Raw genomic sequence first — 12,654 nt, forward strand, 5'->3', positions numbered from 1 at the left:
CTGCTGGGGGTGAAGGYGGCCGTGTTGGTGGCGGTCGTGTAGCTCGTRGACCCSGCGACCGCGGTGCCGGCGGCGTCCTTGAGCGTGAACGTCACACTCGCGGCCGTCACYGCCTGGCTGAAGGTGGCGGTCGGCGCCGTGGAAAYGGCGCTTCCGGTGGCGTTGTTGGCCGGCGTGGTGCCGGTCACCGCCGGTGCCGGCGGCGGCGCGGCGGTGGTGAAGGACCAGCTGTAGGGTGCGGCCATGGTTTGTCCGGTGGCGTTGGTGGCGCCGGAGACGGTCGCCGTATACGTGGTGCTGTACGCCAAGGAACTGCTGGGGGTGAAGGTGGCCGTGTTGGTGGCGGTCGTGTAGCTCGTAGACCCCGCGACCGCGGTGCCGGCGGCGTCCTTGAGCGTGAACGTCACACTCGCGGCCGTCACCGCCTGATTAAAACTCGCGGCCGGTGTCGTCGTGATTGGCGCTGATGTCGCCCCTGACGCCGGGGCCGTGGATGACACGGCGGGTACGGCCATGCTGCTGGGGTTGAAGACCACGTCCACCCAGTAGTACTCGGCCTGGTAGAGGCCGGTCGGGAACCTTGAGGAAGACGAATACGCGTAAAAACCGTTGGGATTGGCTCTGGTGCTGCGGCTCATTTGTATCGGCGGGCCGCCGGCACWGCCGTTGCCGGCGGGCATGGGCGACGGGTTTGGATAGAGGTACCCACTGTCCTGGGTGTAGTGGCCCTGGGGTGCAAAGTAGGAAACCACGTACGCGGTGTTGGCGGTGACGGTCAACGGCTGGCTAAACGTCGCAGTCTGCCAGCCGCTGGCGGACTCACCGGCGAAGGTGGCGGTGGCAAGCAATGTTCCCGACGCGGACCAGACGTTGCCGATGTGTGTGCCTTTGTTCAAGGTCGACTTGTAGAAGCGAACCCCCGAGATGGTGCCATTGACGGTTGAGCTGAATCTAAGCCCGACCTCCACGGCCTGCCCATCGCCCGAATCGGGCTTGGCCGGGGTGGCCCCGGTGCCCTTGAAACTGCAGGGGCAGGTGATGCCCAGCGCACGCCCGGCGCCGGCCCCCTCCACGTTGCCACTGTCATCGGTGGCGCGGGTCTTGATGGTCGTTCCGGGATATCCGTGGGCGGCATCCCACCTGTACGTCCAGCTCGTGGTGCCGGTTGCCGGATGCCAGGTGGTCCCGCCGTCGGTTGAAACCTCGACGCCGGCCACCACACCTCCGCCGGCGTCGCTGGCCGTCCCCGTGATGGTCAGGGTCGAACCGTCGGCCACAGTGGCGCCGGCCACGGGAGCAGTCATGACGGACACCGGCGCAGTGGTATCGGACGATGCGGCACTGACCACCACGCCGTCCATGGGTGTGGCCGGTTGCGTATGCATGTCGGCGAACAGGTTGACGGTGGCCTGCTGCATGTTCAGGTCGGTGTTCCCATGCGTCGTGAAGTTGTCCAGCCCCCACGACCATTGCACCGTGCCGGCCCCGAAGACCAATGCCCCGCTGGCCGCCTTGTAGAGGGTCAGGTTGTGGGTGGTGCTGGCCGGAACGACATTGGAGCCGTAGTCGGTGAACACCTCCGGGGCCGTGTAAGTGGTGGACGAGAGGTCAATCAGGCCGGCGGGCCTGAAGCCGTCATCTGCGTCAACATCCCATTCGTAGCCCAGGACGCCGATCCCCTCACCCAGTGTTATTAGCTGTGTCCCCGTCAAGCTGGCCACATCCGTATTGCGCCACAGGCGCAGCTTGGCGTAGCGCGCCGGGACGTCAATGTCGGTTGTCCCGCTATTGACCAGGAACAGCTGGCCCGTGAGCGCATTTTGCGGATTCCCGCCTCCCGTCGCGGTGCCGAATCGAGGGTCCACCCATGATCCGGTCCATTCGACAGGGTCGGTGGGCGCATTGAAGTGGGTGTCCTTGTAGGCCACCAGCGTCCTGTTGGCTGTGACCGGTCCGGACTGGCTGGATTCCCACCGCGTGCGCCAAAAGACCTCGTTGCCGCTGAAGAACGCCAGGTTTACGCCGTGGTCGCGGGCATATTCCACGCTGGCCCGTTGCGGACCTGACCAATACTCGTCATGTCCAACGGAGAGGAACGTCTTGTGGTTAAGCAGCAGGTTGCCCTGCGTGCCGGTGTCGAGGCCCGAGATGTAGCTCACGTCGTAGCCGTTTTGTTCCATGAAGCGGATCATGGGCAGTTCGGCACTCAGGAACCAGCTGTGCCCGTTGTCGTCCAGGGCCGTGTGGAAGGGCCTGTTGTAGGAGACCTTGAACGCCGACTTGTACGCTTCCGGGTTTCCCGGAGGGCACGAGACGGTGCACTGGTAGAGGCTGTTGCCCCCATAGGTGTTGTAGGCCTGCCAAGTTTCGTCGGAGGTTTGAATGACGACGTCGGACGTACTGGCGTCATTGCGGACCACGAACGGTATGACGGATGCCCCGCTGGTGTCGGTCCGTACCAGGCGGGCCAGATAGAGTCCGGAGACTGCCGTGGATGGAACTGTCCAGGATGCCGAAACCGCCCAGTTGCCGCAGTCGATGAGCCCGGTGGCCGAAAATTGCTGGCAGGCTGGCTGTGTCTGCGGCAGGGTTGCCGAGGGCAGGACGTTGGTCGCAATCTTGCGTGCGCCCAGTCCTTGGTAATAGCCGAGCCGGTAGATGTCAATATGGTAGGCCTTCGCGGTGGTGTTGACCTTGAACTGTTCGGTCGCACCGACATTGACGCTCATGGCCGTTCCGTAACCCTGAATGGTCGAGTCCCCGGCCCCTGTCACGCTCCATTCGCTTTGCGGCGATCCCGTCTTGCTGTTTTCACACGCCACGACACTTGTCACGGGCGCAGCGCATGGGTCTGATGCCGCCACCGCGGCCGGCGTCATGCCAGGGAAAGGGGAGCTAATGGCCGGCAGCAACACGACCAGGAGGGCCAGCAGCGACGGGATGACCGCACGTCCCATGATGGAAGGCAGGTGTGGTGTAGTTCTCTGTTCCATGGCAGACCCAACTGCGAGACCGGACAAGCTTCAGCTTGACTTCACCGTAGGGTCATTCCGCCACCGAACTCCACCGTAGTGGGTACTCGATTATTCTCGGTGCTACTTGCTTTTTTCGCCGCCGGCTACGCGGTTCGGGCCACGGCGGGGACCGCATACCTAGGTGAACAGGCCCTCTCCCAGATACCCGTCTCCGGTGACCCCCGGCAGGCCGATGAAGTACTGGCCGCCGAATGCCTGGATGTAGTCCGTCATCGGCTCCCCGGCCAGTCGTTCCTGCACGGCCTCGAACTGGTCCTGGATGCTCGCCTGGTAGCAGGCAAAGATGAGCCCAACGTTTTGGTTGCCCGTCGCGTCGGTGCCCAGCACGTAGTTGTAGCCGCGCCGCAGGAGACGGGAACTTTCCGCCAGGGTGGTGCGTGGGTTGGCCAGGCGAATGTGCGCAGCCAATGGGATAACGGCGCCGTTTGGATCCCCCTTGTAGTCCGGGGCGTCACTTTCAACGTTGCCGTCCAAGGGTGCGCCCGAGTCTCGTCGGCGCCCAATCATGGTGTCCTGCTCGCTCAGGGATACCCGGTCCCAAAATTCGACCAGCATCCGGATCAGCCGCACCACGATGAAGGTCCCTCCCACGGCCCACGCCGGCTGTCCTGACTCCGGGCCGATCCACACCAGACCGTCCGATTCCCCGGGGTTGGCGATCCCGTCTTTATAGCCGAACAAGTTTCGGGAGGCCCCCGATGGTCGCGGCGGGGAAATGAAGCCATTGATCTGCCACTGAGGCTGCATCCAGGCGCGGGTGGCGCGCGTCAGCTCGCGCAGCGCGTGATGGACGGTGTCCGGGGCGTTCGCGCAAACTTGCAGCAGGATGTCCCCGCCCAGCCACGCCGGGTCGGGCACGTCGTCATCAAAGATGCGCATGGTGGAAAGCCCTTTCGGCAGCTTCCCCTCGAGTCCGAATCTTTCCGCAAAAGCCCCATGACCCAATCCCACCGTGATGGTCAGTCCGTCGGCCGGAATCACCGCTCCCAGTACGCCGGAATCCGACGGCGGTACGCCGGAGCCGGCCGCCACGGGGGACCCTCCGGCCGTCAGTGCCCGCGCGCGGTCCGTGATGGTTTGCAGCAGTTGCTGCAGCTGTGGGCCATTTGCTGCCGTCAGCGTGAAGACCGCGAAACAGGCAGCGGACTGCGGCAGGGCCGGCCGGTAGATGCCGGCCTGGTGCGGGCCCTCAAAGCGGGTGGATTCCGGGGCGGAGACACCGGCATCCTGGGCATGCGCCGGAACAGGGGAGGGTGCGATGGCGGATGCCACGGCCGTGGCCCCCACGGCGCCGGTCGCCAGCGCATGGCGCAGGAAGGTCCGGCGGCCGGTGGGGGAGGACTCTGGGGGCATGACGGCGGCCTTCCTATTCACTGCCCTGGGGCAGGGCCAAGAGCTGCGGAATGTCCGCCAGCACTTCCAGCGCGGCCGATACGGCCCCGTTCACGTGCTGGCGCTCTACGGTGGTGGCCCTGTCCAGGGCCACCCATGAATCGCCTCGACGAAGGTGTGTGAGCTGGGCGTCGACGGCGTCCAGCCGGGCGTTGATGGCGGCCACCAGCCCTGGTCTGCGTGACTCCAGCGGGGTGGCCAGATCGGCGACCGTGGATCGGGTGGCCGCCACGTCGGCGGAGGTGATGGCGAAGGCCATGGCGGCGCCGTGGTTGTCTTGCCCCGAGAGTGTGTCGCGCAATGTGTCCTCCAGGATTTCGTGGGCGCGCAGTGACAGCGCGCCCGGAACCATGGCGAGGGTGGGCAGCCGGGCGGCCAGTGATGCCACATCCGACTCCAGCCGGCGTGCCGCCAGGGCCAGGGATGGGGCCGGTTGACCGTTGAACAACCCGTATTCAATTCGGCCGAGTCCGGTGAATCCGGTATCCCGATCCGGTGTGGACGCCGGGTCGCGGACGCCCTCGATTGCGTCCCCGGCCTCGCCGAAACTGCCGTACGCGGCGCCGAGTCCTGACCAGGTTTGGCGTGCGAGAAGCCAGTCGCGCCGGGCCGTGGGCACATCCGAGGCAAGCAGCGCCGTCGTCAGCGCCCGCACGTGCGCGAGCATGAGGACGAGCGTGCGTGAGGCGTGCTTGAGATAGAGGTTGTTGGACTGCCCAAGTTCGCCGGTGGACGCCTGTCGCACGGCCGGGGTGGCATTGGCCGGTACCGGGCCTGTGGCCACAAATGGTGCCGAGGTGCCCTTTAGCTGGCCGCTCTGCAGGCATTGGAACGCATAGTCGCCCGGTCCTATTGTCGCGTTGAAAGTCACTGATGATCCCGGGCCAAGCGTCACGGTGCGGATGAGGGTGCCAAATTCGGGCAGCTTCACCAGGTACACCTCGGTGGGCCAGGTTGCCGCGTTGCGGACCATGAACGACGCCGGTCCCGTCACCCGATTCGCCACGCCGGAGCCGCAGGCCCTGTCGGTGATAGTGACGGTGGTGGCCGCTGAGGTCATGCTCGGGCCCGGCGCGGTTCGTTCGGTCAGGGACACCCCGGCGATCAGGGCGGCCGAGACGGCAACCGCAAGGCCCGTCGCGATCCACTCCCGGCGAAGCGCAGCCGGCCCGCTCACACCGCCATCCGTTCGGCGGCCTGGCGCACAATGTGTTCGGCGATCGCCATCGCCGAGGTTGCTCCCGGCGACGGGGCGTTGCGTACGTGCAGTATCCGCCGGCTGCCGGTGATCACAAAGTCGTCGACCAGGCTGCCGTCCGCTTTCATGGCCTGGGCCCGGATGCCGCGCCGGCCCGGCACCACATCGGCCACGCCGAGCTCGGGCACGTAGGCGCGGGCGGCATCCACGAACGCCCTTTTGCTCAGCACCGTCCGTCCCTCACGGAACGCGGCGGGGACGTTGCCCGCGGCAAAACGCCAGAAACCCGGGAAGCCGGCCACGTCGGCCAGGTCCCTTGGCGAAAACTGCAGGCCACGGTATGCTTCGCGGCCGCCGGCCAGGAAGGCGTTGGGGCCCACCATTACCTCCCCGTCGATGCGCTTGGTCAAATGCACGCCCAAGAACGGGTAGCGAGGGTCCGGGACCGGGTAGATGAGCCCGTTGACCAGGTGCCGGCGTTCGGGGCGCAGCAGCATATATGCACCAAAGAACGGCACGATCCGAGGCTCCCGGCCGTCCCCGGAGCGGCCCGCCAGCCGGTCCGACTGCAGCCCGGTGCAATTGATGACCAGGCCAAAGTGTGCGGCCGTGCCGCCGGACTCGACCCGGACCCCGGCACCGGTCTCCACCAGTTCCGCCACCGGGTGGTTGAGCAGGAGCGTCCCGCCGGCGGCGGTGAAGTCCTCGGCCAGTGCCAAGGTGACGCGCCGGTAGTCCGTGATGGCGGTGGTGGGGGAGTGCAGTGCGGCGATCCCGGTGGCATGGGGTTCAAGCGCGCCCAACTCCTCCCGGTCGATCATGCGCACCCCCGGCACCCCGTTTGCGACGGCGCGGGCAAGAATGACGCGGAGGCGCTCAAGTTCCACGGCGTCCCGGGCCACCACCACCTTGCCGCATACATCGAAGGGCACGTCGTGCCGGGCGGCCAGCTCGCGCAGCAGCCCCACTCCGCGCCGGCACAGCGTGGCCTTGAGTCCGCCCGGCTCGTAGTACAGGCCGGCATGGACCACCCCGCTGTTGTGGCCCGTTTGGTGGAAGGACAGCTCGGCCTCCTTTTCAAACAGGGTCACCGCGGACGCCGCACCGCTGTGCAGCAGCTCGCGGGCGACGGCCGTGCCGATGATGCCACCGCCGACGACGGCGGCCGTGGGCTTTGTCATGATTCCCGCCCGGGGGTGAGGTAGTGTGCGAGTCGTTCCCGGGCGGGGGGTGGGGTGTGGCCGGTGGCGGTGATTTTGGCCAGGGTGAGGGTGCTGTGGGTGGGGCGGGGTGCGGGGGCGGGTTGGTCGGCGTAGTAGTCGGCGGTGCTGACGGGGGTGACCATGGTGCGGGGGTGGCCGAGGAGTTCGTAGACGTCCGCGGCGATGTCCGCCCAGGACTGGACGGGGCCGGTGTTGGTGACGTTGTAGCACCCGTACGCGGGGCTTGTGGTGAGCAGGTGCTTGATGGCGGCGGCGAGGTCCTCGGTGARGGTGAGCCGGCCGAATTGGTCGTTGACGACGGCGGGCCGGATGCCGGCCCGGGCCAGGGCGGCCATGGTGGCCACGAAGTTGCCGCCGGCGCCGATGACCCAGCTGGTGCGGATGAGGTAGTGGCGCGGGACGGTGGCGGTGATCGCGTCCCCGGCGGCCTTGGTCTGCCCGTACACGCCCAGCGGGGTGGGCGGCTCGTCCTCGTCGTGGCGCTCGAGGGTGCCGTCGAAGACGTAGTCGCTGGAGATCTGGACCAGGGTCAGGCGGTGGGCGGTGCAGTGGGCGGCCAGGGCCGCCACGGCGGTGGTGTTCACGGCCCAGGCCGCGGCCCGGCCCGCCGGGGTTTGGGCCGCGTCCACCGCGGTGTAGGCGGCGGCGTTGATGACGGTGGCGTAGTCTCCCCAGGCCACCGCGGCCAGGGCGGCCGGGTCGGTGAGGTCGCACTCGGTGCGGGTGGCGAAGTCCACCCCCGGGTCCCCGGCGTAGAGGGCCCGCAGGGCCCGGCCCAGCTGGCCGTCCGCGCCCAGCACGAGGGTCTTTTTGCCCCGCATCGGGACCACCTCGGCCAGGGGCGGGTGGGCGCGGTCCTGCTCGGAGAGCTCCGCCCGGGAGAGCGGGATGGGCCAGGGGATGTTCAGGGCCGGATCGGCCAGGTTCACAAACGTGTACCGGCCCTGCGCGTCCGCGGACCAGTGGGCGTTGACCAGGTAGGTGTAGGTGGTGTGGTCGGTGAGGGTTTGGAAGGCGTTGCCGACTCCGGCCGGGACGAAGATGGCGGTGGCGGGATCCAGGACGGCGGTGAACACGGTCCCGAAGGACGCCCCCTCGCGCAGGTCCACCCACGCCCCGAACACGCTCCCGGTGGCGACGGAGATGAACTTGTCCCACGGTTCGGCATGGATGCCGCGGGTGGTGCCGGCGGCCTCGTTGAAGGAAATGTTGTTTTGCACCGGCCCGAAGTCCGCCAGCCCGGCCGCCATCATTTTCTCCCGCTGCCAGTTCTCCTTGAACCAGCCCCGCTTGTCCCCGTGCACCGGCAGCTCAAAAAGCACGACGCCGGGAATCGGGGTCGGGCGGGCGAGCAGGGCCTTGCCGTACGCCGGCCCCGTCACCGCCTGGCCCCGGCCGCCGTGCCCTCGGCCGCCGTGCTCCCGACCGCAGTGCCCCCGGCCGCCGCCGCGGCGGCACCGGGCGGGGCGGGGCGCAGTTGTTCGCCCCGGCGGGCGTAGCCGGCCTCCGTGGCGGCCTTTTGCGGCCGCCACCAGGCCTCGTTGGCCCGGTACCAGGCGATCGTGGCGGCCAGCCCGGCGTCAAAGTCCGCATGGGCCGGCGCCCAGCCCAGCTCGGTGCGCAGCCGGGTGGAATCGATCGCGTAGCGCCGATCGTGCCCGGGCCGGTCGCTGACGTGGTCATAGGCGTCGGCCGGCTGCCCCATCGCGGTCAGGATGCCCTCGATCACGCAGCGGTTGTCCCGTTCCCCGTCGGCGCCGATCAGGTACGTCTCCCCGGCCACGCCCCGCTCCAGGATCCGCACCACCGCCGAGGAGTGGTCATCGGCGTGGATCCAGTCCCGCACGTTGGCCCCGGCACCGTAGAGCCGGGGCCGGAGGCCGTCCATGACGTTGGTGATCTGGCGGGGGATGAACTTCTCCACGTGCTGGAACGGGCCGTAGTTATTGGAGCAGTTGCTGATGGTCGCGTTGACCCCGAAGGAACGCACCCAGGCCCGCACCAGCAGGTCCGAGCCGGCCTTCGTGGCCGAATACGGGCTGGAGGGATTGTACGCGGTGGCCTCGGTGAACCGGTCCGGATCATCCAGGGCCAGGTCCCCGTACACCTCATCGGTGGAGATGTGGTGAAACCGCGTCCCATGCCGGCGCACCGCCTCCAACAAGGTAAACGTGCCCACCAGGTTGCTCTGCACGAACGGGGCCGGATCGGCCAGGGAATTGTCGTTGTGCGACTCCGCCGCGTAATGCACCACCGCATCCGCGCCCGCCACCAGGGAATCCACCAGGGCGGCATCGCAAATGTCCCCGCGCACCACAGAGAACCGCTGCCCCGGCAGCCCGGCCAGCGACGCCAGGTTACCGGCATACGTCAACTTATCCAGCACCGTCACCACCCAATCGGTGTGGGCCATGACATAGTGGACAAAGTTGGACCCAATAAAACCGGCACCGCCGGTCACCAAAATTCTCTGCATGACCCCAGCGTAGCGCCGAGTCCTACGCCGGTTCAGGTATAGGACGGTATTGATGCGTGGAATTATTCTTGCCGGGGGAACCGGTTCCCGGCTGCACCCGATTACGTTGGGCATCAGCAAGCAATTGGTGCCGGTCTATGACAAGCCGATGATTTACTATCCGCTCTCGACGCTGATCCTGGCGGGCATCCGGGACATTTTGGTGATCACCACCCCGCACGATGCCGAGCAATTCCAGCGCTTGTTGGGCGACGGTTCCCAGTTCGGGATCAACCTGAGCTACCGGCAGCAGCCCTCCCCGGACGGGCTGGCCCAGGCCTTCATTCTGGGCGCGGACCACATCGGCAATGACACCGTGGCCCTGGTGCTGGGGGACAACATTTTCTACGGCCCCGGGCTGGGCACGCAGCTGCAAAAGCATCAGAATCTGCGCGGCGGCTCGATTTTCGGCTACTGGGTCAAGGATCCCGGCGCCTACGGCGTGGTCGACTTCGACGCCGCCGGCACGGTGGTTTCCCTCGAGGAGAAGCCGGCGAATCCGCGCAGCCACTACGCCGTGCCGGGGCTGTATTTTTACGACAACACCGTCATCGACATTGCCAAGAACCTGGTCCCGTCCCCCCGCGGGGAACTGGAAATCACCGACGTCAACAGCATCTACCTCGATCGCGGCCAGCTGCACGTGGAGCTGCTGCCGCGCGGCACCGCCTGGCTGGACACCGGGACCTTTGGCGACCTCAATGACGCCTCGACGTTCGTGCGCACGGTGGAGAGCCGGCAGGGACTGAAAATCGGCGCCCCCGAGGAGGTGGCCTGGCGCCAGGGCTTCCTCAGCGACGACGAATTGCGCCAGCGGGCCGAAAAGCTGGTCAAGAGCGGCTACGGGACCTATTTGCTGCGCCTGCTTCAGTAATCGCTCAAGATCGGCCCACAAATTCCGTGGACCCGGTAATTCTGAATCGGTGCGATAATTAAGTGCGTTGGATATGACCTAATTGGCCCGTCCAGCGCACGGCCGGTTCACGACCGGAGGGCGTCACATAAGGAGTATGCGTTTTGGTGTTGAAATCCGCTGACCACGACCACCAGGGGCCGTTGACCGACGCCGAGGTGCGCCGGATCCGCAACGACTTCCCCATCCTGGACCAGGATGTCAACGGCAAACCGCTGGTGTACCTGGATTCAGGGGCCACGTCGCAAAAACCCGTCAGTGTGATGGAGGCCGAGCAGGAATTCTACGAACAACGCAACTCCGCCGTACATCGCGGCGCCCACACACTTGCCGTTGCCGCCACCGACGTCTTTGAGGACGCCCGCGGCACCGTGGCCCGGTTCATCGGCGCGGCCGAAAACGAACTCGTCTGGACCTCCAACGCCACCGCGGGGCTGAACCTGCTCGCCTACTCCTTTGGCAACGCCAGCGTTGGCGACGTTCCCGCCGAGGCCCGGCAGTTCGGCGTCGGGCCCGGGGACGAGGTACTGGTGACCGAGATGGAACACCACGCCAACTTGATCCCCTGGCAGGAACTGTGCCGCAGGACCGGCGCCGTGCTGCGGTTCATCCCCGTCCTGGAGGACGGCACGCTGGACATGGAGGCCGCCGCGGCGCTGTTCACCGCGCGCACCAGGATCTTCGCCTTCACCCACGTCTCCAATGTCACCGGCGTCATCAACCCGGTGGTGGAGCTGACCCGGATGGCCCACGACGTCGACGCACTGGTGGTGCTCGATGCCTGCCAGTCCGTGCCGCACCTGGGCCTGGACGTCAAGGCCCTGGACGTCGACTTTGCCGTGTTTTCCGGCCACAAGATGCTGGCCCCCACGGGCATCGGTGCCGTCTACGGCCGGGCCGGGCTCCTGGACGCCATGCCGCCGTTCCTGACCGGCGGGTCCATGATCACCACCGTCACCATGGATGGGGCGGGCTACCTGCCCTCGCCGCAGCGATTTGAGGCCGGCACCCAGGCCATCTCCCAGGCCGCCGCCCTCGCCGCCGCCGTGAACTACCTGCAGGAGACCGGCATGGAGCGCATCCACGGCTGGGAGGCCGCCCTCGGCCAGCGCCTGGTGGCCGGGTTGGAGGGCATCGCCGGCGTCCGCGTGCTGGGCCCCGCCGCGGGGGTGGCGCGCGCCGGCCTGGCCGCCTTCGAGGTCGACGGGGTGCACGCGCACGACGTCGGCCAGTTCCTTGACGCCGCCGGCATCGCCGTCCGCGTCGGTCACCACTGCGCCCAGCCCCTGCACCGCCGGCTGGGACTAAGCGCCTCCACCCGAGCCAGCACCTATCTCTACAACACCACCGACGAAGTCGATGCGTTCCTGGCCGTCGTGGCCGGGGTGCGCCCCTACTTCGGCGTGACGGGAGCATAAGAACATGAGTTCACTCGATTCGCTGTATCAGCAGATCATCCTCGAACAATCCAAGACCCGCACCGGCGCCGACCTGCCCGATGACCAACTGCAGGGCATGGATTTGCCGGCGGGCGTGGGCCAATGCCACCAGCTCAACACGGTATGCGGGGATGAGATCACCCTGCGCCTGGAAACCACGCCGGGGGAGTCGGGCACCGGAACGCAGGTCTCCAGCATTCACTGGGCCGGGGACGGTTGCGCCATTTCCATGGCCTCGGCATCGATCCTGACCGAATTGGCCGTCGGCCTGGACGCCGACGAGGTCCAGGCGTTGATTGCGAACTTCCGCGAGGTCATGCGCTCCCGCGGAAAAATGGAGGCCGACGAGGAAGTCTTCGGCGACGCCGCGGCGCTCTCCGGCGTGTCCAAGTTCCCGGCCAGGGTCAAGTGCGCCATGCTGGCCTGGGTTGCCGCGGAGGACGCGCTGGCGCAGGCCCGGTAGCCGCCGCGCTAGCTAGCCGGTGGGCGCGTCGCGGGCGGGCTGTGGCAACAGCGCCCGGACCAGGGCGACGCCGAGGGCCCCCAGCAGGGCCCCGGAGGTGTTGGCGATAATGTCGGACCAGGCCGGGACGCGCTCGGGCAGCAGCCAGGCCTGCGCCAACTCAATGGCGCCGGAGAGCACCGCCGCCGCCGCCACGGCACCCCACCGGCGCCCGCGTGGCAGCCGCAGGGCCAAAATGGCGCCGAACGGGATGAACAAGATGATGTTGGCCGCAAATTCCACCTTGCGATAGCCGATGAACCACTGCGGCAGGCCGTGGCCGTGAAGCCACGAAAGGACGTGCATGAGGGCGCCGTCAATGGGCCGGTCCACGGGGGAGGGCCAAAACACGATGGCGGCAAGGGCCACAAAGTACAGGACGGCCATTAGCACTGCCACGCGGTGGCTGCTGGTTCTCATGACGCCCAGTGTAAGTC

10 protein-coding genes are annotated in these 12,654 nt (G+C 67.3%); 3 read left to right on the forward strand and 7 right to left on the reverse strand.

All coding sequences use genetic code 11. The annotated features are described in order from the left end of the window. The 6 genes from AB4Y80_RS12065 to rfbB form a co-directional block, all read right to left on the reverse strand. Positions 1–2,729 (reverse strand): N,N-dimethylformamidase beta subunit family domain-containing protein (locus AB4Y80_RS12065; RefSeq protein WP_442214420.1); only part of this gene is annotated, 2,729 nt, incomplete at its 3' end. A 423-nt stretch (positions 2,730–3,152) separates the two neighbouring features. Beyond that, positions 3,153–4,388, reverse strand: coding sequence for a Dyp-type peroxidase (locus tag AB4Y80_RS12070; RefSeq protein WP_442214421.1), 1,236 nt, complete (start codon positions 4,386–4,388; stop codon positions 3,153–3,155). 13 nt (positions 4,389–4,401) lie between these two features. Next, positions 4,402–5,604: an imelysin family protein gene (locus AB4Y80_RS12075; protein WP_442214422.1), complete on the reverse strand. Its 1,203-nt coding sequence runs from the start codon at positions 5,602–5,604 to the stop codon at positions 4,402–4,404. Beyond that, positions 5,601–6,806 (reverse strand): L-2-hydroxyglutarate oxidase, encoded by a 1,206-nt coding sequence (lhgO, locus tag AB4Y80_RS12080; RefSeq protein WP_442214424.1) that lies wholly within the window; start codon positions 6,804–6,806, stop codon positions 5,601–5,603. Before lhgO ends, AB4Y80_RS12075 begins: the two co-directional genes overlap by 4 nt. Further along, positions 6,803–8,230 carry a sugar nucleotide-binding protein gene (locus AB4Y80_RS12085; protein WP_442214425.1) on the reverse strand — a complete coding sequence of 476 codons (1,428 nt, stop codon included), beginning with the start codon at positions 8,228–8,230 and terminating at the stop codon, positions 6,803–6,805. The genes lhgO and AB4Y80_RS12085 overlap by 4 nt, the downstream gene beginning before the upstream one ends. Next, positions 8,227–9,324, reverse strand: a complete 1,098-nt coding sequence (rfbB, locus tag AB4Y80_RS12090; protein ID WP_442214426.1) for a dTDP-glucose 4,6-dehydratase — start codon at positions 9,322–9,324, stop codon at positions 8,227–8,229. The genes AB4Y80_RS12085 and rfbB overlap by 4 nt, the downstream gene beginning before the upstream one ends. Before the next feature lie 52 nt (positions 9,325–9,376). Here rfbB and rfbA point away from each other — a divergent pair, with 52 nt between their 5' ends. The 3 genes from rfbA (at position 9,377) to sufU (ending at position 12,178) form a co-directional block, all read left to right on the forward strand. After that, positions 9,377–10,237: a glucose-1-phosphate thymidylyltransferase RfbA gene (rfbA, locus tag AB4Y80_RS12095; protein WP_442214427.1), complete on the forward strand. Its 861-nt coding sequence runs from the start codon at positions 9,377–9,379 to the stop codon at positions 10,235–10,237. 146 nt (positions 10,238–10,383) lie between these two features. Then, positions 10,384–11,694, forward strand: a complete 1,311-nt coding sequence (locus AB4Y80_RS12100; RefSeq protein ID WP_442214428.1) for a SufS family cysteine desulfurase — start codon at positions 10,384–10,386, stop codon at positions 11,692–11,694. 4 nt (positions 11,695–11,698) lie between these two features. Continuing rightward, positions 11,699–12,178 (forward strand): Fe-S cluster assembly sulfur transfer protein SufU, encoded by a 480-nt coding sequence (gene sufU / locus AB4Y80_RS12105; RefSeq protein ID WP_442214429.1) that lies wholly within the window; start codon positions 11,699–11,701, stop codon positions 12,176–12,178. Between the two features lie 12 nt (positions 12,179–12,190). Here the strand turns inward: sufU and AB4Y80_RS12110 are convergent, their stop codons facing one another. Next, positions 12,191–12,637 carry a VanZ family protein gene (locus AB4Y80_RS12110; protein WP_442214430.1) on the reverse strand — a complete coding sequence of 149 codons (447 nt, stop codon included), beginning with the start codon at positions 12,635–12,637 and terminating at the stop codon, positions 12,191–12,193. Between the last annotated feature and the right edge of the window lie 17 nt (positions 12,638–12,654).

It is taken from the genome of Specibacter sp. RAF43, from assembly GCF_052114065.1.
Classification (GTDB): domain Bacteria; phylum Actinomycetota; class Actinomycetes; order Actinomycetales; family Micrococcaceae; genus Specibacter.